Source organism: Pseudomonas sp. JDS28PS106 (genome assembly GCF_036706555.1).
GTDB lineage: Bacteria > Pseudomonadota > Gammaproteobacteria > Pseudomonadales > Pseudomonadaceae > Aquipseudomonas.
In genome coordinates, this window is sequence record NZ_JBAJGT010000017.1 from 26437 (window position 1) to 49876 (window position 23440).

The window sequence follows — 23440 nt, forward strand, 5'->3', positions numbered from 1 at the left end:
ACGTACTTCTGCCTTCCTTAAAGCGACGAGTATTTCTTGCGCAGACGCTGACGAATCAGCTCTGCGAAGGTGTTCATCACGAACGTGAACACCAGCAGCACCAGTGCGGCAAGAAACAGGATGCGGTAGTGACTGCCGCCCACCTCCGATTCGGGCATCTCCACGGCGACGTTCGCAGCCAGGGTGCGCATGCCCTCGAACAGGTTCATGTCCATGATGGGCGTATTGCCGGTCGCCATCAGCACGATCATGGTTTCACCGACCGCGCGGCCCATGCCGATCATCAGCGCCGAGAAAATACCCGGGCTGGCGGTCAGGATCACCACGCGGGTCAGGGTCTGCCAGGCGGTGGCGCCCAATGCCAGCGAGCCCAGCGTCAGGCTGCGCGGAACGCTGAACACCGCGTCTTCGGCAATGGAATAGATATTCGGGATCACCGCAAAGCCCATGGCGATCCCGACCACCAGCGCATTACGCTGGTCGTAGGTGATGCCCAGGTCCTCGCGGATCCAGGTCCGCATGTCACCGGCGAACAGCCAGCTTTCCAGGTTCGGGCTGATGCTCAGGGAAAACCAGCCCACCAGCAGAATGACCGGGACCAGCAACGCACTTTCCCAGCCGTCCGGAACGCGCAACCGGATCGAGTCAGGTAACCGTGTCCAGGCGAATCCGGCCAGCAGAATGCCAAGCGGCGTCAGCAGCATGAGGCTGAACACGCCCGGCAAGTGCGCTTCGAGATAAGGCGCCAGAAACAAGCCTGCGAAGAAGCCGAGAATCACGGTCGGCATCGCTTCCATCAACTCGATGACCGGCTTGACCTTGCGGCGCATTCTCGGCGCCATGAAGTACGCGGTATAGATCGCCGCCGCGACTGCCAGCGGCGCGGCCAGCAACATCGCGTAGAACGCGGCCTTGAGTGTGCCGTAGGTCAGCGGCGCAAGGCTGAGCTTAGGCTCGAAGTCCGAATTGGACGCGGTGGACTGCCATACGTACTGCGGACTGTCGTAGTTCTCGTACCAGACCTTGCCCCACAGCGAGCTCCAGGAGACCTCTGGGTGCGGGTTGTCCAGGATCATCGGCAGCAACTGCCCGCCACTTTCGAGCAAAACGTGGTTGGCCCGTGGAGACATCGTGAGAATGCCGGAGCCTTGTGCGACCTGCTCCAACAGCAGGGTTCGGTGCGCGGTGCTGTGGAACACCCCCAGGCGACCCGTTGCGTCAAGGGCAATGAAACCCTTGCGCCGCTGTTCGGACTTGATCTGGGTGACCGGTGAATTTCCGAGCTTGAAGTCGCGGATACGTGTGAAGCGCGGCTCGCCGTCGACATCCCGAGCCATGAACCACTGCGCCATGCTGCCCTTGGAGTTGCCGATGATCAGGGAGATACCGCCGACCAGTTGAGCGCTGGCGGTGATTTCGGCGTTGGCGTCTTCCAGCAGCTTGTATCGGCCATTGAGCGTCCGGTCGCGCAGGCTGAACACATCCGCCTGTGCCCGGCCGTTGATGACATACAGCCACTGCTGGCGTGGGTCGATATAAATCGCCTTGACCGTCGCCGACAGCTGCGGCAGATCAATGCGTGCCTGCTCGCGGGTGACCTCACCGGTCATCGGGTTCTCGATCTGGTCGAGGGCCAGAACATGCAGCTGGGTTCCGGTCGCTCCGGCCAGCTTCATATGTTCACTGTCGGCCGTGAGCGTGACGTACTCCACCGGACGGCCTTGCTCGTCGAGTACCAGCGGTGTTTCCCCATAAGGCCAGATGACTTCCGGCGTGATGGTCTTGCGATTGTCGGGATAAGTGGTCTTGTAGGTATGTCGGAAAACCAGCACCTGACCGTTCGACAGGCCCAGTGCGATCAGGGGCGCGCCCGGCTGGTCCTTGCCGATGGAGACCACATGGGCGCCGGCCGGCAACGGCACGTTCAGGCGTTGCAGTTCGGCCCCGCTCTGCAGATCGAAGAACACCATCAGGCCCTTGTCGGAGATCCGCATGGCGACCTGGTTCTGTTCCTCGATGGTGATCATCAACGGATTGCCTGCGTCCTGCACCCAGGGCGCGGGCAGCGCAGGCTGCACGGTCAGGGTCGCCCCCTTGAACAGCGGCGCGACGACGTAGGCCAGATAAAAGAAGATCAACGTGATGGCCGCCAGCACCGCCAGGCCGCCCACCGCCACATACCAGCGCGTCAGGCGATCCGTGAACGCCCGGATACGGCGCTTGCGCTGCATCTGCGGGGTGTTGAAATCGATACGCTTGGTCAACAGACGCTCATCCGTGGAATTGCCCAGATCATTCATGCACTAGAAACCGTAGCCCGTCCCGTGGATAACGTTGATTACAACAGCCTGACACAAAAAAGGCCCGCCGCCTCATGGGTTGGCAGCGGACCGCTCGGTACGGCGAAACCTGATCGAGCCTCGCTGATCATTCAGGGCCTGGCCGCAACGCCAGCGGCGTTCTGCAATCCCAGATCCGCCAGAGCTTTTTCGACGACCTTGGGTGGAAGCGGAATGTAACCATCCTTCATGACCACTTCCTGACCCTGCCGCGACAGCACTAGTTTGACGAACTCGGCTTCCAGCGGCGCCAGTGGCTGATTGGGAGCCTTGTTCACATAGACATAGAGGAAACGCGACAGCGGATAAGAGCCGTTCAACGTGTTGGCCTCGGTGTCCTCGACGAACGCCCCGCCTTCCTTCCTGGCAAGCGGCACGGTTTTGACGCTCGATGTCTTGTAGCCGATACCTGAATAACCGATGCCGTTGAGTGAGCTGCTGATCGAGCTGACGACGGACGCAGAACCCGGTTGCTCGTTGACGTTGGCCTTGAAGTCGCCTTTGCAGAGCGCCGCTTCCTTGAAATAACCGTAGGTGCCGGAAACCGAATTGCGGCCGAACAGCTGAATTGGCTTGCCGGCCAGATCACCGGTTACGCCGACATCGCCCCATGTTTTGACGTCATTCCTGGCGCCGCAGAGTCGGGTCGAGGAAAAAATGGCGTCGATCTGTTCGATCGTCAGTCCCTTGACCGGGTTGTCCTTGTGCACGAAGACGGCCAACGCGTCGACCGCCACCGGAATGGCAGTCGGTTTATAGCCATGCCGCTGCTCGAACGCCGACAACTCGCCGTCCTTCATCTTGCGGCTCATAGGGCCGAGATTGGCGGTTCCTTCGGTCAGCGCGGGCGGCGCGGTCGAAGAGCCGGCCGCCTGGATCTGGATGTTTACGCTGGGGTATTCCTTCTTGTAGGCCTCGGCCCACAAGGTCATCAGGTTGGCGAGCGTATCGGAGCCCACGCTCGACAGATTGCCCGATACGCCGCTGGTCTTCGTATAGGGCCGGATCGCCGGATCCACCGCCGCGAACGAGCCGGCCGTCATCATGCCGGCGGCCACGAACGTCAGTGCAGTGATCAGGGTCTTGAGTGTCATGCCGTGCGCTCCTGGTCGGTACGGGAAGTACCCACCATCGATATTTGCTCGTCGGATGAACACTTTATGAACTGATTATGACAATAAGATGAAAAAGGCCACCCTCTCGTCGAGATAGTGGCCTTTAGCTGTCAACCTGTCACCGAAGCGACGGTTTCAGGGACATTCAGCGTTTTTGCGACAGCAGGTAAGCCCCGATAGCCAGCCCCATGCCGCACAGGATCGCGACATACCATGCCGGACCCATCGGACTCGATTTCAGCATGAAGGTCACGACCATCGGCGTCAGGCCGCCAAAGATGGCGTAGGCCAGGTTATAGGAAAACGACAGGCCGGAGAAACGCACGACCGGCGGGAACGCCTTGACCATCACGTAAGGCACCGCACCGATAGTGCCGACGAACAGACCCGTCAGGGCATAGAGCGGGAACAGCACCTGCGGCATGTCGCCGAGGATGTGATAGAACGTCCATGAGCTGACCAGCAGCCCGGCGCTGCCCAGCAGGAAGACCCAGCCCGCGCCGATACGATCCGCCAGTGCGCCGGCGCCGATGCAACCCAGGCTCAGAAAGACGATTGCCACGCTGTTGGCTTTCAAGGCCGTCGCCGCCGGAAAACCGTAGACAGTCTGCAGAATGGTCGGCGTCATCAGAATCACCACGATGATCCCGGCCGACAGCAGCCAGGTCATCAGCATCGACAGTGCCACCGCGCCACGGTGATCACGCAGTACCGCCTTGAGCGGTACTTCTTCGGCCAGCGCCTTGCGCAGCTGCAATTCAGCGAACACCGGCGTTTCGTGCAGCAGACGGCGCAGGTAAACGGACATCAGGCCGAACACGCCGCCCAGCAGAAAGGGTATGCGCCAGGCGTAATCCGAGACTTCGACAGGGGTGTAGATGCTGTTGATGGCGGTCGCCACCAGCGAGCCCAGCAGGATCCCGGCAGTGAGGCCGGCGGTCAGCGTGCCGCAGGCGTAGCCCACATAGCGAGCCGGCACGTGTTCGGATACGAACACCCAGGCACCGGGTACTTCGCCGCCGATGGCCGCGCCCTGAATAACGCGCATCAGCAGAAGCAGGATAGGCGCCCACAGGCCGATCTGTTCGTAGGTCGGCAGCAGACCCATGATCAAGGTCGGCACGGCCATCATGAAGATGCTCAAGGTGAACATCTTCTTGCGCCCCAAGAGGTCGCCGAAGTGCGCCATGATGATGCCGCCCAGCGGCCGCGCCAGGTAGCCGGCCGCGAAAATGCCGAAGGTCTGCATCATGCGCAGCCAGTCGGGCATGTCCACCGGGAAGAACAGCTTGCCGACCACGGCGGCGAAGAAAACGAAAATGATGAAGTCGTAGAACTCCAGCGCTCCACCCAGAGCGGAGAGCGACAGGGTTTTGTAATCGCTTCGGGTCAGAGGCCGCGACGGCTGCGCGGCACTTGAGGTAACGGATGACATGACAAAGGCTTCTCTTAACTTTCTTTGAGGGGGCAAGCGACAGCTACGCTGGCTGCGGCGGGTTGGCATGCAGAAGCGAATGTCCGGCGGCAATTGTGCGGGTGGGCACCAAAATTGCCTGTACAGGAAATCTTGTTACCTGTAAGGGGTCAGTGAAGATACCAAATTGTTTCAAAAAACACATAGGAGATGTGTGGCAATACGCAATGAAAACTCGGCGGTCGTCCTGTGACGCTATGGCCGATATACTCGCAGGCTGTCTGAGGCCATGGGAATTTGTGCGAAAACGTCTGGTTCAGCGGCTTTCGCAGAGTTTCCCTCCAAAGGCCATCCAAAATGCATTCGCGACATGCACGCATTGTCACCCGCACAGTTTTGAATGGTACCGGTCAACCGCGACAACACCCTGAGAGTCATGGGTCAGAGGCACCCCAGGCATGATTGAGCTCGAACAAGAAGATCCAACCCCGCAAGGCGATCTCGCTTTGCAAATCACAGCGCTTCCCCGCGAAACCAATGGTTTCGGGGATATCTATGGCGGCTGGCTGGTTTCCCAGATGGACCTGGCGGGCACTGCGATGGCCAGCAAGGTCGCGGCGGGACGCGTGGCGACCGTCGCAATCGACAGGATGGCCTTTCTCGTCCCCGTCGCCGTGGGCGAGCAATTGTCCTTCTATACCCGCACGCTTGAAGTGGGCCGCACCTCGATCAAGATGATCATCGAGGTGTGGAGCGACGACCCGCTGAGCAGCGAATGGCGCAAGGTCACCGAGGCCGTGTTCGTTTTCGTGGCCATCGACGGCAGCGGCAGAACCCGTTCGGTACCGGCTCGACGCTGACGGCCTGCGGCTATTGGGCATCGGTCGGTTAGAGGGTGTTTACAAAATGGCTGCGCTCGGCAATACGGCGTTGAAATCGGTCTCAAAATGCTCATTTACTCCATGTAAACTCCGCTTTTTCGACCGAATTCGCCTTGTCTTGCCTTCGCTCGCCTATTTTGTAAACACCCTCTTAAACTCGACGCCTGGAGATGAGTCTATCTCCGTCACAGTCCCCTGAGCGAGAACCGAGCATGTCCAACACCGCGGCCACACCTTCCATCGAATCCATTCAATTCGACGAACTTGACGGCTGGCGCATTCGTCACCGCGATGCAGAGCTGCTGATCGCGCGCCAGGGTGCCCAGATCATTGGCTATCAGGTCGACGGACAGCAGCCGCTGATCTGGCGCAACGAAGCGGCGGTCTTCAAGCAAGGCAAGCCTGTGCGTGGCGGCATCCCGGTGTGCTGGCCCTGGTTCGGCAATCTTGAGCGCAACCCGGACAGCGTCCAGGCCATGCGTCAGAGCAGCGAACCGGCCAAGGCCCACGGCGAAGTGCGTGCGTTGAACTGGGAACTGCTGGGCGCGGGCGAGGATGGCGACGCATTGCTGGTCGAACTGGTGCTGCCGGAAGCCGAAGGCCAGCTGCCGGGCTGGCCGCATAATGTCGCACTCAAGCTGAGCATCCGCCTGGATCAGGCCTTGAACGTGAGCCTGGTCAGCTTCAATGCCAGCGCCGAAACGGTAACGTTCAGCCAGGCGCTGCATACCTATTTCGCAGTCAGCGATGTCCGTCAGATTCGCATTCAGGGTCTGGACGGGCTGAGCTACATCGAGACGCTCGAAGGTTGGGAAAAGCGCCAGCAAAGCGGTGATCTGACCTTTACCGGCGAAACCGACCGCATCTACCTGGACACGCCGAACCTGCTGGGTATCGTCGACCCGCAATGGCAACGGCGGATTCTGATTCAGACTTCCGGCTCCAACTCAGCTGTGCTCTGGAACCCGTGGATCGAAAAGACCCAGCGCTTCACCGACATGGCCGCGGACGGCTGGCAAGGCATGGTCTGTGTCGAAACCGCGAACGTATTGGGTGATGTGGTGACGTTGGCGCCAGACGAAATGCATGTCATGAGCGTCAGTATCTGGAGCGAAGCGCTGCAGGAGTGAGCGCTTCACCCACCCTCAGAGGTCCGATTCGACCACGACTCGGGCCTGTGACGCATCCAGCGCATAAGCGGCGTCGGCCAGATCGTTGTTGACCTTCTCGATCTTCAAGGTGCCGGTAACCCAGAGCGGTGTGTAGATGTCATCGAGCTTCACGCCCTTAGGGTAGCGCACCAGCACGAGCTGATTCGGTGGTGGAGGCGGTACGTGGATACAGGCGCCTGGGTATGGCACGAGAAAGAACAGCGTGGCGTTGCCTGTGGCGTCGGTTTCCAGTGGAACCGGATAGCCGCCCAGACGAATGTGCTTGCCGTTCATCGCAGCGACCGTTTTGGTCGAATACATGACCGCCGGCAGACCCTTGCTCTGCTTCAAACCGTCCTTGCTGTCGAAAGTCCCCATCGCCTCGGGCGAGTTGTGGTCGATCTCCGGCATCGCTTCCAGCGCCTTCTGATCCGACGGCGGCATGAGTTCCAGCCAGTCGGTTTCAGGCATCTCGGCGTAGGCCAGCCCTGTGAACAATAATAAGGTGATAAACGCGAAACGACGCATGGACAAGCTCGGCAGAGGCTGAGAGAAGGCGCGTATTCTAATGCGCTACGGCCTGAATACAGCGTTCTTTCGTCGTCGCATGTGCTTGGCGTGGAGGAAGACACTGCAGCCCTTGCGCCATGTCGGGCAAAGGCTGGCAGGTCATTTGCGGCTATTCGATCAGGCTTTCTTTTTGATCAGGCCGTACAGGACCAGCAGGATGATCGCGCCAACCAGAGCGCCCAGGAAGCCCGCGGCTTCGTCTGCTTTGTAAATACCTACAGCCTGTCCACCATAGGTTGCGGCCAGCGAACCGGCAATGCCCAACACAATGGTCATGATCCAGCCCATGCTGTCATCGCCGGGCTTGAGGAAGCGTGCCAACAGGCCAACGACCAAGCCAATGAAGATGGTTCCGATAATACCCATGCCATTTCCCTCTGTATGATTTAGACACACAAACGCTGTTTTACGGCGTTGTTAGCCTATCTGAGAACAGTGGGTTGGAATGGTTCCGTCCAGTCCGGACACTGCCGGTCTGTGTGGGGGGAGCTTGCTCGCGACCGGCCATGACACGGTCTGGCTGATACACCGCATCGTTTGCTTCGCCAGCAAGCTGGCTCCCACAAAAGCTGGCCTGCGCCGAACCTGTGGGAGAGAGCTTGCTCGCGACCGGCCATGACACGGTCTGGCTGATACACCGCGTCGTTTGCTTCGCCAGCAAGCTGGCTCCCACAAAAGCTGGCCTGCGCTGAACTTGTAGGAGGGAGCTTGCTCGCGACCGGCCATGACGCAGTCTGGCTGATACACCGCGTCGTTTGCTTCGCCAGCAAGCTGGCTCCCACAAAAGCTGGCCTGCGCCGAACCTGTGGGAGAAAGCTTGCTCGCGACCGGCCATGACACGATCTGGCTGATACACCGCGTCGTTTGCTTCGCCAGCAAGCTGGCTCCTACGGGACCAGTATCGGTAGGAGCCAGCTTGCTGGCGATCAGCATTACGTTTCAGCGATCAGTTTTTGATCAGCGCTTCGACCTGCTTCACCTGCCGGTCCAGGGTTTCCCGGTCTGCGCTGCGTACGGTCGCGTGTCCGACCTTGCGACCGGCCTTGAACGCCTTGCCGTAGTGATGCAGATGGCAGTCGTCGACCGACAGCACCTTGTCCACGGCCGGCACTTCGCCGATGAAGTTCAGCATCGCGCTTTCACCGACCTTGGCCGTCGAACCCAACGGCAGGCCAGCAACGGCCCGCAGGTGGTTTTCAAACTGGCTGCACTCGGCGCCTTCGGTGGTCCAGTGTCCGGAGTTGTGTACGCGCGGCGCGATTTCGTTGGCCTTGAGGCCGCCATCGACTTCGAAGAACTCGAAAGCCAGCACGCCGACGTAGTCGAGCTGCTTGAGCACGCGCTCCGCGTAATCCTGCGCCAGCGCTTGCAGGGGATGATCGGTGCTGGCGACGGACAGCCGCAGAATGCCGCTCTCGTGGGTGTTGTGCACCAACGGGTAGAAACAGGTTTCTCCGTCGCGGCCGCGTACGGCGATCAAGGAAACCTCACCGGTAAACGGCACGAAGCCTTCCAGCAGGCACGGCACGCTGCCCAGCTCGGCGAACGTGCCTGTCACGTCGGCAGCGGTGCGCAGCACTTTCTGACCCTTGCCGTCGTAACCTAGGGTGCGGGTCTTGAGGACAGCGGGCAGACCGATGCTGGCCACGGCAGCGTCAAGATCGGCCTGGGACTGGATGTCCGCGAAGGCAGGCGTCGGGATCCCCAGATCCTTGAACATGCTCTTTTCGAACCAGCGATCACGCGCGATGCGCAAGGCTTCGGCGCTCGGATAGACCGGCACGAACTGCGAGAGGAAGGCCACGGTTTCAGCCGGTACGCTTTCGAACTCGAACGTAACCAGGTCCACCTCGTCGGCCAGCTGGCGCAGGTGGTCGAGATCGCCGTAATCGGCACGCAGATGTTCACCCAGCGCGGCGGCGCACGCATCGGGCGCGGGGTCCAGAAAAGCGAAGCTCATTCCCAGCGGCGTTCCCGCCAGAGCCAACATACGACCCAACTGGCCGCCACCGATTACACCGATCTTCATTGGAAAAACCTCAGGCGTCGCGCGGATCCGGATTACCCAGAACGCTGTCTGTCTGATCGGCGCGGAACTGCTTCAGCACCGTGTGGAATTGCGGGTGCTTGGCGCCCAGGATGCTGGCCGACAACAGCGCGGCATTGATGGCGCCGGCCTTGCCGATGGCCAGCGTCGCGACCGGAATGCCCGCGGGCATCTGCACGATCGACAGCAGGGAGTCGACGCCCGACAGCATCGAAGACTGCACCGGAACGCCGAGGACCGGCAGATGGGTCTTGGCCGCGCACATGCCAGGCAGATGAGCCGCGCCGCCGGCGCCGGCGATGATGACTTCGATGCCCCGGCCTTCCGCTTCTTCCGCGTACTGGAACAGCAGATCCGGCGTCCGGTGGGCCGACACCACCTTGACTTCGTAGGGGATGCCGAGCTTGTCCAGCGTATCGGCGGTGTGGCTAAGGGTGGACCAATCGGACTTGGAGCCCATGATCACGCCAACCAGTGCGCTCATCGTCGTGCCTCTCATCGGGCGCCCGCAGGCGCTGCAAAAAACAAACAAGCCACGCGGGAGGACCGGCGTGGCTTGCTGTACGAAAAATGACCGATCAAACCGGCCAAAGGCCGCGCAGTATACCGCAAAGCAGCGGGATGGCAGCCCCCTCGATCAGGCTTCTGTACGGCTTTTTTAAACACTCGATTGATCACAGCGCGTCATGGGAACGAGCCGTCCGTTCCCAGTTCATGCACCGTTGTCCGCGAGTCCGTCACGGGACGCCTCCAGAGCTGCAGCGCTTTCGAGCTTGCGCCACAGCAGCCGCACGTTGGCCTTGCGCACCAGTGCACAACGGTAAAGGCGAATTTCCAGCGGCACGTGCCACTGCGGTCCGCCGCAGACCACCAGCTCGCCACGAGCCAGTTCGGCGCGCACGCTCAAATGCGGCACCCAGGCGATACCCAGCCCTTCGAGCGCCATGCCTTTGAGGCTGTCGGCCATAGCGGTTTCATAGACCGTCGTGGAGCGCAGGTTCCGCTGTCGCAACAGCAGGTTGACGGACCGCCCCAGAAACGCACCCGCGCTATAGGCCAGCAGCGGCACGCTGGCTTCGCCTTCCAGGTCGAACAGCGGATGCCCGTCAGCGTCCGCGGCGCAGACCGGCAGCATTTCGGTCTGTCCGAGGTGCAGGGACGGGAATATCTCGGCATCCATCTGCAAGGCCGCGTCCGGATCATAGAAGGCGAGCATCAGATCGCAGCCGCCTTCGCGCAGGGCGTGAACGGCGTCGCCGACGTTGGTCGCCACCAGACGGGTGGCGATGTTCAGGCCTTCATTGCGCAATTGGGCGATCCAGCTTGGGAAAAAGCCGAGAGCGAGCGAGTGCGCTGCCGCAATCTGCATCACTTCGCCCTGCCCGCCTTCCAGGTGATGCAGGTGACGAACCACTTCCCCGAGCTGCTCGACCACCGTTCGCGCAGTCACCAGGAACAGCTGGCCGGCAGCGGTCAGCTCGATAGGCGTACGCGACCGATTCACCAGGGTCAGCCCCAGTGCGGCCTCAAGACTGCGGATGCGGCGACTGAACGCAGGTTGCGTCACGAAACGTCGCTCCGCTGCCTGGGAAAAACTTCGCGTTGCGGCCAGAGCACTGAAATCCTCCAACCATTTGCTTTCCAGATTCATCACATCCCCCGGACTGGTGCTGCACTTCGGATCATCAGTCGCCGTCAGCCCGCACACACGCGATAACAGGCGATCACGCTCCGCAAACGCGGGGCGTCACATCATCGTTATGCCGTTATTGCATAGGTCAGCTCGTAACAGCATTGGTCAATCATAACCGCAAAGCCCACTATTCGGGGCGTTCCGGCATCGCCGATGCCTTTCCTGAGACTCGATCTATCATGTCCTCGTCTGCATCATCGCGCATTGAAAAAGACCTGCTTGGTGTTCTCGAAGTACCTTCCCACGCCTACTACGGTATCCAGACCCTGCGAGCGGTGAACAACTTCCACCTCTCCGGCGTACCGCTTTCCCACTACCCCAAGCTGGTCGTGGCCCTGGCGATGGTCAAGCAAGCGGCGGCAGATGCAAACCACCAGCTCGGACACCTCAACGAGGCCAAGCACGCGGCAATCAGTGAAGCCTGCGCGCGGCTGATTCGCGGCGATTTCCACGATCAGTTCGTGGTGGACATGATTCAGGGCGGCGCCGGCACTTCGACCAACATGAACGCCAACGAAGTCATTGCCAACATCGCGCTCGAAACCATGGGTTTCGAGAAGGGTGAGTACAAGCATCTGCACCCCAACAACGATGTGAACATGGCGCAGTCGACCAACGACGCCTACCCGACCGCCATCCGTCTTGGCCTGCTGCTGGGCCATGACGCCCTGCTCGCCAGCCTGTCCAGCCTGATCCAGGCTTTCGCGGCCAAGGGTGAAGAGTTCAGCCACGTCCTCAAGATGGGCCGCACCCAGCTGCAGGATGCAGTGCCCATGACCCTGGGTCAGGAATTCCGCGCCTTTGCGACCACCCTGACCGAAGACCTCAATCGCCTGCGCACGCTGGCGCCGGAGCTGTTGACCGAGGTTAACCTGGGCGGCACGGCCATCGGCACCGGGATCAACGCCGACCCTGGCTATCAGCAGCTGGCCGTGGAGCGACTGGCAACCATCAGCGGCCAGCCGCTGGTACCGGCAGCCGACCTGATTGAAGCAACCTCCGACATGGGCGCCTTCGTATTGTTCTCCGGGATGCTCAAGCGCACCGCGGTCAAGCTGTCGAAGATCTGCAACGACCTGCGTCTGCTGTCCAGCGGTCCGCGCACCGGCATCAACGAGATCAATCTGCCCGCGCGCCAGCCTGGCAGCTCGATCATGCCCGGCAAGGTCAACCCGGTCATTCCCGAGGCGGTCAACCAGGTGGCATTCGAGATCATCGGCAACGATCTGGCGCTGACGATGGCGGCCGAGGGCGGCCAGTTGCAGCTCAACGTGATGGAACCGCTGATCGCCTACAAGATTTTCGACTCCATCGGCCTGCTGCAACGCGCCATGGACATGCTGCGCGAGCATTGCATCGTGGGCATCACCGCCAACGAGCAGCGCTGCCGTGAGCTGGTGGAACACTCCATCGGGCTGGTCACCGCGCTCAACCCTTACATCGGTTACGAAAATTCGACCCGCATCGCCCGCACTGCCCTGGAAACCGGGCGCGGCGTGCTGGAGCTGGTTCGCGAGGAGCGTTTGCTGGACGACGCGATGCTCGACGACATCCTGCGGCCCGAGAACATGATTGCCCCGCGACTGGTCCCACTGAAGGCCTGACGCGGCACGCTCACCAGGTTGAGGGCCTAGACATCCCTTGGCTTTTTGAGGGTCTGGAGTGATTCTCCAGACCCTTTTTTTTGGCCGTCGGTCGGAGAAGGCACGCAGCTTTCTACCCAGCCGATGTCACGATTTTCCCGTAACGGCGGGGAAAAACCCGGTTCTTCAGCGTAAATGAAGAATCGGTCACACAAGAAGACGCCTACAGACGTAAAAACTTCGCACCGGTATAGTGCGCCCCCTCAAATTGACGAGGAATAACAAAAATGCTGGAAATGGTTAATGACTTCCTCTCGGGCAAGGTCCTGATTGTCCTGATTGTAGGTTTGGGTGGTTACTTCACGATTCGCTCTCGTTTCGTTCAATTCCGCCATTTTTTCCACATGTTCGCTGTTTTTCGTGACAGCCTACGTAGCAGCTCGGGACAACTGAGCTCCTTCCAGGCGCTGATGCTCAGCCTCGCTGGCCGTGTTGGTGCGGGCAATATCGCCGGTGTCGGCATTGCCGTGACACTGGGTGGTCCGGGCGCCGTGTTCTGGATGTGGGTAACCGCGCTGGTCGGCATGTCCAGCAGCTTCATCGAATGCGCGCTCGCGCAGTTGTACAAGCGCAAGGACGCCGAAGGCCAGTTCCGCGGCGGACCGTCCTACTACATTCAGCATGGGCTAGGTAAACGCTGGCTGGGGATGGTCATGGCCGTCCTGCTGCTGGTCACCTTCGGTTTCTCGTTCAATGGCCTGCAATCCCACGCGGTGACCGATTCGCTGCACAGCGCCTTTGGCGTCGATTCGCTGACCACCGGCATCTGTCTGGTCGTGCTGCTGGGCATGGCGTTCATCGGCGGCATCAAGCGTATCGCCGCGATTTCCGACCTGCTGGTTCCGGTCAAGACCCTGATCTATATCGCGGTGACGCTGTATGTGATCGCCGTTCAGATCGAGCATGTTCCGGCCATGCTGATGACCATCGTCAAGAGCGCTTTCGGTCTGGACCCGGTATTCGGCGGCCTGATCGGCAGTGCCATCGTCATGGGCGTGAAGCGTGGCGTATTTGCCAACGAAGCCGGCCTGGGCAGCGCCCCGAACGTCGCGGCCGTCGCGCAGGTGGAACACCCGATTGCCCAGGGCGTGGTCCAGGCCTTCAGCGTATTCCTCGATACGTTCGTCATCTGCACCTGTACCGCGCTGCTGATTCTGCTGTCGGGCATCTACGACGTGGGCTACAGCGGCAACGGCATCGTGCTGGCGCAGAACTCGCTGGCTGCGGTCGTCGGCGATTGGGGCCGGATCTTCATCAGCGTGGCGCTGGCCCTGTTCGTGTTCACCTCGATTCTCTACAACTACTATCTGGGCGAGAACAACCTGCGCTTCCTGGTCGGCGAAAAACGCAGCTGGCTGATGGGCTACCGTGTGCTGGTGCTGGTGCTGATCTTCTGGGGCGCGGTAGTCGACCTGAACACGGTCTTCGCATTTGCCGATATCACCATGACGCTGCTGGCCTTCGTCAACCTGATCGCCCTGGCCATGCTGTTCAAAGTGGCTCGCCGTATTCTGGTGGACTACGATGCGCAGCGTAAGGCCGGGATCAAGACGCCGGTGTTCGACTCCAGCAAGTTCCCCGACCTGGACCTCGATCGTTCCGCATGGCCTGCCAACCCGCAGCAGCAGCCGGTGAACGGTGCCGAGTCCTCGGCAAAGCCCGCACAAGCTCACTGACTCTCGACGTACCGCCCTCAAGGAATGGAACCATGACTCATGATGTAAACCGTGCAGCCCAACGAGTGATGGTTCTTTACACCGGGGGCACGATCGGCATGCAGGCCGGCGCCGGTGGGCTTGCGCCCGCTTCGGGTTTCGAAGCCCGCATGGCGGAGCAGCTTGCCGCGCTGCCGGAGCTGGTCGTTCCCCAATGGCGGTTTCGCGAGATGTCTCCGCTGATCGACAGCGCCAACATGACTCCGGCCTACTGGCTTCGCTTGCGCGACGCGGTGGTCGAGGCGGTGGACAAGGACGGCTGTGATGCGGTCCTGATCCTGCACGGCACCGATACCCTGGCCTACAGCGCGGCCGCCATGAGTTTCCAGCTGCTGGGGCTTGATGCCCCGGTGGTGTTCACCGGCTCGATGCTGCCGGCCGGCGTGCCGGACAGCGACGCCTGGGAGAACGTCAACGGCGCACTGTTGGCGCTGGGCGGCGGCCTGGCGCCGGGGGTGCATCTGTACTTCCACGGCCAGCTGATGGTGCCTACCCGTTGTGCGAAGATTCGCAGCTTCGGGCGACATCCGTTTGCTGCGCTGGAGCGCTTGCGGGGTGGTCAGGTGGCCGATGCGCTGCCGGAAGCCTTGAGCTATCGCCACGCCAAGGCCCCGGCACGTATCGCGACCTTGCCGCTTTACCCCGGCATCGGTGCTGCTCAGATCGATGCGATCGTGAACAGCGGCATTCAGGGTCTCGTGCTGGAATGCTTCGGCAGCGGCACCGGCCCGAGCAATGATCGACAGTTTCTGGACAGCCTCCTGCGCGCCACCGAGCGGGGCATTTGCTTGGTTGCGATCACCCAGTGCCATGAGGGCGGCGTGGAACTGGACGTCTACGAAGCAGGCAGCCTTCTGCGCACGGTCGGTGTGCTGTCGGGCGGCGGCATGACTCGTGAAGCGGCGCTGGGCAAGCTTCACGCACTGTTCGGTGCCGGGCTGGATACCGCCGAGGTACGCCGGCTTGTCGAATTGGACCTGTGCGGCGAGTTGCGCTGATAAGGCCCCTTGCAGCATAGCCCCTCCAACGTGACCTTGTAGGAGCGGATTTATCCGCGATCTGGCGCGCAGCGGCAGCAAACCGGATGGTTTGGGTGTGTCAGGTATCAAGAATCGCCAGCAAGCTAGCTCCCACGGATTCCGTGAACCTTGTGGGCTTGCTCGCGATCTGCCGCACAGCGGCAGAAATCCGCCGGTCGGATCAGGCCAGGCACTCCTCTTTGGCATCCCGCAACATCGAATCCAGATTACGCTCGATGTTGTTGCACAGCGCCGCCATCTGGATTTCGTGCTCGCTGGCCTTGAAGGGGCTCTGCAGGTCGGTGCCGATGCGCTCGATCGCCAGCAGCATGAAGCCCACGACCGTCGAGGCCAGAGGCGTGAACCATTCCAGCGTCTCTACGAGCCCGATGGGCACGATCAGGCAGAACAGCGTGATGAACAGCCGTGGAAAAGCCACGTACGGATAAGGCAACGGCGTATTGGCGATACGCTCCATGCCGCCCTGGCAGTTGGAGATATCCACCATGGTGGACTCCAGGCGCGCCAGACGAATGCTGTCCAGGCGCCCCGCCGCGTATTCCTTGGCGAGCAAGGCCGCGGAGGCACTCAACAGGTCGTTGGGAAAGTTGTTGGTGTCGTGACGACGCTCGTATTCGTCGCGAGGAATCAAGGCACGCACTTCATCGCCACAAGTCGTGCCCTTCAGGTGCGCGGACAGGCATTTGACGTAAGCGACATGGCGACGCAGCAGCACGGCCTTGACCGGGTTGATACCGTCGTCATCCTCAACCAGGGTCAGCACCTGGCGGGCGAAGCTGCGCGAGCTGTTGACCAGCGCGCCCCATAGCGTGCGGGCTTCCCACCAACGGTTGTAAGCGCTGGAGTTGCGAAAGCTGGTCAGTACGACCAGCGCGGAGCCCAGCAGCGTCAGCGGCATGGCGGGCAGATCGACCTTGCGATCGAGATAGAGCATGTAATCGACTGTGACGATCACGTCCCAGATCAACAGCCAGAACAGCGACCAACCCACATACCCGAAGGTCTTGCCCAGAAACCGGAGTTTTCCCTGAATCGTCTGCATCGGCGCACCCCGTCGTTCAATAAGCAAGCCCCCTGCGAACCCGCCTCGCTTTGCAAGGCTTTTGAATGCCTTTACGGCAGTTGGTTCGCGCAGGGCCTGCTCAAGACCGTGGATGCAGAGCGGTTCAGCAGCCGCTCAGGGCAACTTGTGGACGTTCGCCGGCGAAGAAAATCGGGCGCAACCGGACGCCGGCCACGTTGCCGATATAGGCAGCGACCAGCCATAGCCAGCCATGCAGACTGCCGGACGCAATGCCGCTGAAGTAAGCGCCGATGTTGCAGCCGTATGCCAGACGCGAACCGTAACCCAGCAGCAAGCCGCCAATCACCGCCGCCACCAGTGAGCGGGTCGGGATGTCGAGGCTCGGCGCGAAACGACCGGCCAGGCCCGCGGCCAGCAGCGCTCCCAGCATGATCGCGAGGTCCATGACGCTGGTGACGTCTTCCCAGACCGGCGCGGCCAGGGCCTTGGCGTTGGCGGCCATCTGCCAGAACGGCCAGCTGCCGACATCGACGCCCAGACTGCCGGCAACCTTGGCGCCCCACAGGGCGAAGGCTGAAGTGATACCCCACGGACGTCCGGCCAGTGCCAGGGTCGCGTAGTTCAGCAGCGCCAGCGCGACGGCGCCCCAGACCAGAATCCACGGACCACGCAGCACACGGCGCAGGCCGGTGTGCTCACTGGTCACCGGTGCTTCGAGCTGTCCATGACGACGCTTTTCCAGCTTCACAGTAACCAGGGCAATGAGCGCGAAGACGACCAGATTCAGGATCAGCGCCGGGAACACGCCGAAGGTCTTCACCACCGAGGTTGCCGGCAAGGACGGCAGCGCGAACCACCAGTCCACGTGATGGGTGGCGATCAATGAACCGATGATGAAGAACACCAGGGTCACCAGCATGCGCGCATTGCCGCCGCCAGCGGTGAACAGTGTGCCGGACGCGCAGCCGCCGCCCAGTTGCATGCCGATACCAAAGATGAAGGCACCGACGATCACCGAGACACCGGCCGGCGCGACCAGCCCGTTGACCGGCTGGCCGAACAGTGTCCCCGCGCCAAAGGCCGGGAAGAACAGTACGACCGCAACGGCCAGCATGACCATCTGGGCGCGCAGCCCGGCACCGCGTCGCTCACGAATGAACACGCGCCATGCCGACGTGAAGCCGAACGCGGCGTGATACAGCGTAATCCCCAGAGCAGCGCCGACGATCCACAGCAGGACCTGACGAGCACCGACACTCATCAACAGAAACTGCGCGCCCAGCAACAGCAGGAACAGCGCGGCCAGGGGAGCGCCGAGCTTGCGCCCGGGCATGGCTACAGCAGAAATACTCATGATTCGCTCTACGAAAAAGTGAAAAAATGGCGCCGATTATACCCTGCACATGCTTTCATCAGGCCATCACACTGACCAGGCGTAGCGCAATTTGCGCAGCGCTTCGGCAATCGCGTGCTCGTTGACCGCCGCGAACCCCAGCACCAGCCCGGCACGGTTATCCACAGGCTCGGTCGAATCCGGCAACCAGTAATCGCTTAACGGATTGATCTCGACATCGACCGCAGCCGCTTTTGAGACCAGTTCCTGCTCACGGGCCAGGCTGGAAACTCTCACCGTGGCGTGCAGCCCGGCCACGACTCTGGGCATGGGTTCGCAGCCTGGCAGATCACTCGGCCACCCTGCCAACAGCGCGTCGCGCCGCCCCGCCGCCGCCCGTCGCATGCGCCGGATATGCCGCTGGAAGTGCCCTGAAGCCATGAACTGCGCCATGACCATCTGGGTACTGACTTCCGAGTGCCGCATATCCAGTGCCTTGCGCTGCCCGAACGCCTTGACCAGCGCCGCCGGCAACACCAGGTAACCCAGCCGCAAGGCGGGAAACAGCACCTTGCCAAAAGTGCCGACGTACAGGACCCGTCCCTGTCGATCGAGGCCCGCCAGAGGCGCCAGCGGCGCGCCGCTGTAGCGGTACTCGCCGTCGTAATCGTCCTCGATGATCCAGCCCCGGGAGCGCTCGGCCCAGTCGAGCAACTCAAGGCGCCGCGCCAGGCTCATGACCACCCCGGTCGGATACTGATGAGAAGGCGTGACATACGCCAGTTTGCAACCAGCCTCATGCAGTTTGTCACAGCGCATGCCCTCGGCGTCGACCGCCATTCCTGCGACGTACGCCCCGGTAATTGCCAGCGCATTTCCGGCGGCGCGATACCCCGGGTTTTCCACAGCCACGGTATCGCCGGGGGCCAACAGCAATTGTGCACAAAGGCTGATGGCCTGCTGCGCACCGCTGGTGATCATAATTTGCTCAGCCTCGCAGTCCAGCCCGCGTGAAGAGCGTAGGTAGGTCGCGATGAGTTCGCGCAGTTGCCATTCTCCCGCTGGCTCGCCATAGCCCAGCTTTTGCAGTTCAGGCTTGCGCCAGAAACCCGCGTGCAGCTTGCTCCAGACATCGAACGGAAAAAGATCGAAAGCCGGAACACCGACCCGAAAAGCGCGTGGTGCTCCCTGAGCGGGGGGCTTCAGATGGTGAAGATCCAGGCGTTCCAACGCAGGGCTGTGGATAACTTCATCCTTGAATTGCGGGTTCGATTGAATGGAATCTGTGGATAAACCTGTGCGCAACCCTGTCGATAACCCTGTGGATGAATAAGTGGATAACTTATGCCCTGTGGTTCTATCTTTCTTCATATCTGGCAGAAGAGCCGCTACATAGGTGCCATCGCCTGTCCGCCCTTCGACGAAACCTTCGGCATAGAGCTGCTCATACGCTTTCATCACTGTATTGCGCGAAATCGACAATAAACCGGCCAGCTCGCGGCTGGCTGGCAGACGCATTCCGCCGCCAAGGCTACCGTCGAGGATGCGCTGCCGCAGGGCGTGGTAAAGCTGGCGTCCGATTCCTCGCCCGCGTTGCAACTCGATGCCAGCCAGGCTAGCCGGAAAAATCGGCGCAGGCGTACGCATTTGATTGGCCCTCTCAAATTTCCGAATAGTGGCTCTTACAACATGCCAATAGCCTGCCTAGGATTCAGCAACAGGCCAAGGGGGCAATCTTATGTACGTACCAAAAGCATTCGCTGAAACCGATATCCCGGCGTTGCACGCGCTGATGGACCAGACGCGTCTGGCAGTACTGGTGACGCATGGCGAGCAGGGCTTGCAAGCTTCGCATTTGCCGCTGTTGCGTACATCCGACGGGAAGTTCGGAACCTTGTACGGGCATATGGCGAAAGCGAATCCCCAATGGCGGGATCTTGCGGCCGGCGCCGAAGCGCTGGTGATCTTTCCCGGCGCGGATGCCTACGTGACGCCTTCCTTCTACCCCGGCAAGGCCGAGCATCACAAAGTCGTACCCACCTGGAATTATCAGGCCGTTCATGCCTATGGTCAGGCGGAAGTGTTCACCGATGCCGAGCCTTTGCGCCAGTTGGTGAGCGACCTGACCCGCAAGCATGAGGCCGCGCGCCCTGCCCCCTGGTCGGTGGATGATGCGCCACAGGACTACATCGCCAGCATGCTGCGAGCTATTGTCGGTTTCGCCTTGCCCATTCAGCGTCTGGAAGGCAAGCGCAAGCTGAGCCAGAACCGCACTGCGGAAGATCAGGCGGGCGTGCGCGCCGGCCTGGCTGCCAGTTCCGACCTCCAGGATCGGGAGGTCGCTCGCCTGATGACCCAGGAGATTGCTTCATGAGCAACGTACAGATTCGTCCTGTAACGACTGGCGACCACAACGCCTGGTTGCCCCTGTGGCAAGCGTATCTGCGATTCTATGAGACCGATCTGGCGCCCGCGGTCAGCGATGTCACCTGGCAGCGTCTGCTGGACCCGGCCGAGCCTTGCCATTCGGCGCTGGCATGGCAAGAAGGTCAGGCAATCGGCATGGTGAACTTCATTTATCATCGCTCGAACTGGAGCCTGAATAATGCCTGTTACCTACAGGACTTGTTCGTGGCGCCGAATCGGCGCGGAACCGGGCTGGGCCGGGCGTTGATCGAACACGTCTACACCAGTGCCACGGCCGACGGCTGCGACAAGGTGCACTGGCTGACCCACGAAACCAACGCAACGGCCATTCAGCTGTACGAACGTATCGCGCAGCGCAGCGGCTTCATTCAATTTCGCAAAACGTTCTGATCCGGAGTCTCACGATGTCCAAAGCCGATCTGTCCTGGCAGCCTGCCCGACTCCCTGCAAGTACGACGCTTGAAGGGCGCTATGTCCGCCTGGAGAAACTCGACCCCGTGCGCCACGCGCAGGATCTGTGGACAACTTTGCAAGGTCCGGACGCCGATCCCAGACTCTGGGATTACCTGCCTTACGGCCCGTTCAGCGAACGACAAGGCTTCGACGCCTGGCTGGAGGGCCACGCCCGGTCAACCGATCCGTGGTTTTACAGCGTGATCGACAGCCGCAGTGGCGAGGTTCAGGGGATCATCAGTTTCCTGTCGATAATCCCCGACCATGGGCGGATCGAGATCGGTCACGTCACCTTCGGCGCCGCCATGCAGCGATCCCCGAAAAGCACCGAAGCCGTTTACCTGCTGGCTCGCGAAGCCTTTGCCCTGGGCAACCGGCGGCTGGAGTGGAAGTGCAACGCCGACAACACCCGCTCCAAACGAGCGGCAGAACGCCTGGGCTTCAGCTATGAAGGCCTTTTTCGTCAACACATGGTGGTCAAAGGCAAGAACAGAGACACGGCCTGGTACTCGATCATTGATCAGGAATGGCCGGCCATCGCCGCAGGCTTCGAAACCTGGCTGGCCACCGAGAACCAGCAGGCAGACGGGCAAGCCCGAACCCTGGAAGACTGCCGGACCGACGCGGGGCTATCGCGGGTGGGTCAGCTCAATCGTCCATGACGCCGTATCACGCCCATCTGCAAGCCGAATGGGTGTCCGGCATAAAAAAGGGAAGCTTGCGCTTCCCAATGAGGTTAACCGACAGCGGAGCGATGCAGGTTCAGCCTTCGATCTCCACCAGAATTTCGCCGGGATTGACCCGGTCCCCTTTCGCGACATGAATGGCGACCACCTTCCCTGCGATGGACGCCTGGATTTCCGTTTCCATCTTCATGGCTTCGGTAATCAGTACCGACTGGCCGGCCTTGACGCTGTCGCCCTCCTTGACCAGCACGTCGACGATATTGCCGGGCATGGTAGTGCTGACGTGGCCCGGCGCATGCGCCTGCTTGCGTTTGCTGGAGCCGCCGCTGACGAACTCGTTGAGCGGTTCGAACACGACTTCTTCAGGCATGCCGTCGATAGACAGGTAGAAGTGACGCTTGCCCTCGGCCTTCACGCCCACGCCTGTGATGTCGACCCGGTAGGTTTCGCCATGCACGTCGATGACGAATTCGGTGGGTACGCCTTCCCCGCCGGCCTGGGCAACGGCCCCGGCTTCCGGAATAGGCAGCAACACTTCCGGGATCAGCGTGCCCGCGGCGCGTTCTTCAAGGAATTTGCGACCGATATCGGGGAACATGGCGAAGGTCAGCACGTCCTCTTCACTGTTCGCCAGACTGCCGATCTCGGCCCGCAGCTTGTCCATTTCCGGCTTGAGCAGGTCGGCAGGCCGCACGTCGATCAGCTCTTCGTTACCGATGGCCTGGCGCCGAAGCTTTTCATCGACCTGACCGGGCGCACGACCGTAGCGTCCTTGCAGATACAGCTTCACTTCGTTGGTGATGGTCTTGTAGCGCTCGCCGGCCAGTACGTTGAAGAACGCCTGGGTGCCGACGATCTGCGAAGTCGGGGTCACCAGCGGCGGATAACCAAGGTCTTTGCGCACGCGCGGGATCTCGGCCAGCACTTCGTTCATGCGGCTGAGAGCGCCCTGCTCCTTGAGCTGGTTGGCCAGGTTGGAGATCATGCCGCCGGGCACCTGGTTGACCTGCACGCGGGTGTCGACTGCGGTGAATTCGCTCTCGAACTGGTGATATTTCTTACGCACTGCGTAGAAATACAGGCCGATTTCCTGCAACAGCTCCAGATCCAGCCCGGTATCGAACTCGGTGTCCTTGAGGGCCGCTACCATCGATTCGGTGCCCGGATGACTGGTGCCCCAGGCGAAGCTCGAAATCGCCGTGTCGATATGGTCGGCGCCGCATTCGATGGCCTTGAGCTGACACATCGCCGCCAGACCGGCCGTGTCATGGGAGTGCACGAACACCGGCAGCGACTGCTCGGCCTTCAGCGCGGTCACCAGCTTGCCGGTGGCATACGGCGTCAACAGGCCCGCCATGTCCTTTATCGCAATCGAATCACAACCCATCGCTTCCATCTGCCTGGCCTGAGTGACGTAGGCATCGATGGTGTGCACCGGGCTGGTGGTGTAGGCGAGCGTACCCTGGGCATGCTTGCCGGCCGTTTTTACGGCCTCGATGGCAACGCGCAGGTTGCGCACGTCGTTCATGGCATCGAAGATTCGGAACACGTCGATGCCGTTGTCGGCCGCCTTGGCGACGAACGCTCTGACCACGTCATCGCTGTAATGCCGATAACCCAGCAGGTTCTGTCCGCGCAGGAGCATCTGCAGGCGGGTGTTAGGCAGGGCCGCGCGCAGCTGGCGCAGACGCTCCCAGGGGTCTTCCTTGAGAAAGCGCACACAAGCATCGAAGGTCGCGCCGCCCCAGACTTCCAGTGACCAGTAGCCGACCTTGTCGAGCTTGTCGCAGATGGGAAGCATGTCTTCGGTGCGCATCCGGGTGGCGAGCAACGACTGGTGAGCGTCACGCAGGATGGTGTCGGTGACCGTGATACGTTTGGTGGTCTGAGAGTTGTGCATTGTTCTAAT

20 protein-coding genes are annotated in these 23440 nt (G+C 61.2%); 8 read left to right on the forward strand and 12 right to left on the reverse strand.

Annotated features, from left to right (window positions below; all coding sequences use genetic code 11):
* Positions 1-17: 17 nt before the first annotated feature.
* From TRP66_RS21055 to TRP66_RS21065, 3 genes are all read right to left on the reverse strand, one after another.
* Positions 18-2300, reverse strand: coding sequence for an ABC transporter permease subunit (locus tag TRP66_RS21055; protein WP_333406772.1), 2283 nt, complete (start codon positions 2298-2300; stop codon positions 18-20).
* Between the two features lie 131 nt (positions 2301-2431).
* Positions 2432-3433 carry a phosphate ABC transporter substrate-binding protein PstS family protein gene (locus TRP66_RS21060; protein ID WP_333406774.1) on the reverse strand — a complete coding sequence of 334 codons (1002 nt, stop codon included), beginning with the start codon at positions 3431-3433 and terminating at the stop codon, positions 2432-2434.
* A gap of 166 nt (positions 3434-3599) precedes the next feature.
* Positions 3600-4889, reverse strand: a complete 1290-nt coding sequence (locus TRP66_RS21065; RefSeq protein ID WP_333406776.1) for an MFS transporter — start codon at positions 4887-4889, stop codon at positions 3600-3602.
* A gap of 437 nt (positions 4890-5326) precedes the next feature.
* Between TRP66_RS21065 and TRP66_RS21070 the strand changes: the two genes are divergently transcribed.
* Both TRP66_RS21070 and TRP66_RS21075 read left to right on the forward strand, forming a co-directional pair.
* Positions 5327-5728: an acyl-CoA thioesterase gene (locus tag TRP66_RS21070; RefSeq protein WP_333406778.1), complete on the forward strand. Its 402-nt coding sequence runs from the start codon at positions 5327-5329 to the stop codon at positions 5726-5728.
* Between the two features lie 233 nt (positions 5729-5961).
* On the forward strand, positions 5962-6879 hold the full coding sequence (locus TRP66_RS21075) for a D-hexose-6-phosphate mutarotase (protein WP_333406781.1): 918 nt from the start codon (positions 5962-5964) through the stop codon (positions 6877-6879).
* Between the two features lie 15 nt (positions 6880-6894).
* Here the strand turns inward: TRP66_RS21075 and TRP66_RS21080 are convergent, their stop codons facing one another.
* The 5 genes from TRP66_RS21080 to TRP66_RS21100 form a co-directional block, all read right to left on the reverse strand.
* On the reverse strand, positions 6895-7428 hold the full coding sequence (locus TRP66_RS21080; protein WP_333406783.1) for a DUF3299 domain-containing protein: 534 nt from the start codon (positions 7426-7428) through the stop codon (positions 6895-6897).
* A gap of 159 nt (positions 7429-7587) precedes the next feature.
* On the reverse strand, positions 7588-7836 hold the full coding sequence (locus TRP66_RS21085; protein WP_333406785.1) for a GlsB/YeaQ/YmgE family stress response membrane protein: 249 nt from the start codon (positions 7834-7836) through the stop codon (positions 7588-7590).
* 580 nt (positions 7837-8416) lie between these two features.
* Complete coding sequence (locus TRP66_RS21090; protein WP_333406786.1) at positions 8417-9499, reverse strand: 5-(carboxyamino)imidazole ribonucleotide synthase; 1083 nt, start codon at positions 9497-9499, stop codon at positions 8417-8419.
* Between the two features lie 10 nt (positions 9500-9509).
* Positions 9510-10001, reverse strand: coding sequence for a 5-(carboxyamino)imidazole ribonucleotide mutase (gene purE, locus TRP66_RS21095; RefSeq protein WP_333406788.1), 492 nt, complete (start codon positions 9999-10001; stop codon positions 9510-9512).
* Between the two features lie 228 nt (positions 10002-10229).
* Positions 10230-11168 (reverse strand): LysR substrate-binding domain-containing protein, encoded by a 939-nt coding sequence (locus TRP66_RS21100; protein ID WP_333406790.1) that lies wholly within the window; start codon positions 11166-11168, stop codon positions 10230-10232.
* Positions 11169-11389: 221 nt separating this feature from the next.
* Here TRP66_RS21100 and aspA point away from each other — a divergent pair, with 221 nt between their 5' ends.
* From aspA to TRP66_RS21115, 3 genes are all read left to right on the forward strand, one after another.
* On the forward strand, positions 11390-12814 hold the full coding sequence (aspA, locus tag TRP66_RS21105; RefSeq protein ID WP_333406792.1) for an aspartate ammonia-lyase: 1425 nt from the start codon (positions 11390-11392) through the stop codon (positions 12812-12814).
* A 266-nt stretch (positions 12815-13080) separates the two neighbouring features.
* Positions 13081-14529 (forward strand): alanine/glycine:cation symporter family protein, encoded by a 1449-nt coding sequence (locus tag TRP66_RS21110; RefSeq protein WP_333406794.1) that lies wholly within the window; start codon positions 13081-13083, stop codon positions 14527-14529.
* Positions 14530-14561: 32 nt separating this feature from the next.
* A complete protein-coding gene (locus TRP66_RS21115; protein ID WP_333406796.1) occupies positions 14562-15566 on the forward strand; it encodes an asparaginase in 1005 nt (334 codons plus the stop codon).
* A gap of 202 nt (positions 15567-15768) precedes the next feature.
* Here TRP66_RS21115 and TRP66_RS21120 read toward each other — a convergent pair whose 3' ends face one another.
* The 3 genes from TRP66_RS21120 to pdxR form a co-directional block, all read right to left on the reverse strand.
* Positions 15769-16650 (reverse strand): bestrophin family protein, encoded by an 882-nt coding sequence (locus tag TRP66_RS21120; protein WP_333406798.1) that lies wholly within the window; start codon positions 16648-16650, stop codon positions 15769-15771.
* A gap of 124 nt (positions 16651-16774) precedes the next feature.
* Positions 16775-17986, reverse strand: coding sequence for a YeeE/YedE family protein (locus TRP66_RS21125; protein ID WP_333406800.1), 1212 nt, complete (start codon positions 17984-17986; stop codon positions 16775-16777).
* A gap of 66 nt (positions 17987-18052) precedes the next feature.
* Complete coding sequence (gene pdxR, locus TRP66_RS21130; RefSeq protein WP_333406802.1) at positions 18053-19612, reverse strand: MocR-like pyridoxine biosynthesis transcription factor PdxR; 1560 nt, start codon at positions 19610-19612, stop codon at positions 18053-18055.
* Between the two features lie 91 nt (positions 19613-19703).
* Between pdxR and TRP66_RS21135 the strand changes: the two genes are divergently transcribed.
* The 3 genes from TRP66_RS21135 to TRP66_RS21145 are packed head-to-tail and all read left to right on the forward strand — an operon-like array spanning position 19704 to position 21507.
* Positions 19704-20339, forward strand: a complete 636-nt coding sequence (locus TRP66_RS21135; RefSeq protein ID WP_333406804.1) for an FMN-binding negative transcriptional regulator — start codon at positions 19704-19706, stop codon at positions 20337-20339.
* Positions 20336-20782, forward strand: a complete 447-nt coding sequence (locus TRP66_RS21140) for a GNAT family N-acetyltransferase (protein WP_333406806.1) — start codon at positions 20336-20338, stop codon at positions 20780-20782. Before TRP66_RS21135 ends, TRP66_RS21140 begins: the two co-directional genes overlap by 4 nt.
* Positions 20783-20796: 14 nt before the next feature.
* Positions 20797-21507, forward strand: a complete 711-nt coding sequence (locus TRP66_RS21145; RefSeq protein WP_333406808.1) for a GNAT family N-acetyltransferase — start codon at positions 20797-20799, stop codon at positions 21505-21507.
* A 100-nt stretch (positions 21508-21607) separates the two neighbouring features.
* Here the strand turns inward: TRP66_RS21145 and oadA are convergent, their stop codons facing one another.
* The gene (gene oadA, locus TRP66_RS21150; protein WP_333406810.1) at positions 21608-23431 is read right to left on the reverse strand and encodes a sodium-extruding oxaloacetate decarboxylase subunit alpha; all 1824 of its coding nucleotides are present in this window, start codon (positions 23429-23431) and stop codon (positions 21608-21610) included.
* Positions 23432-23440: the final 9 nt, after the last annotated feature.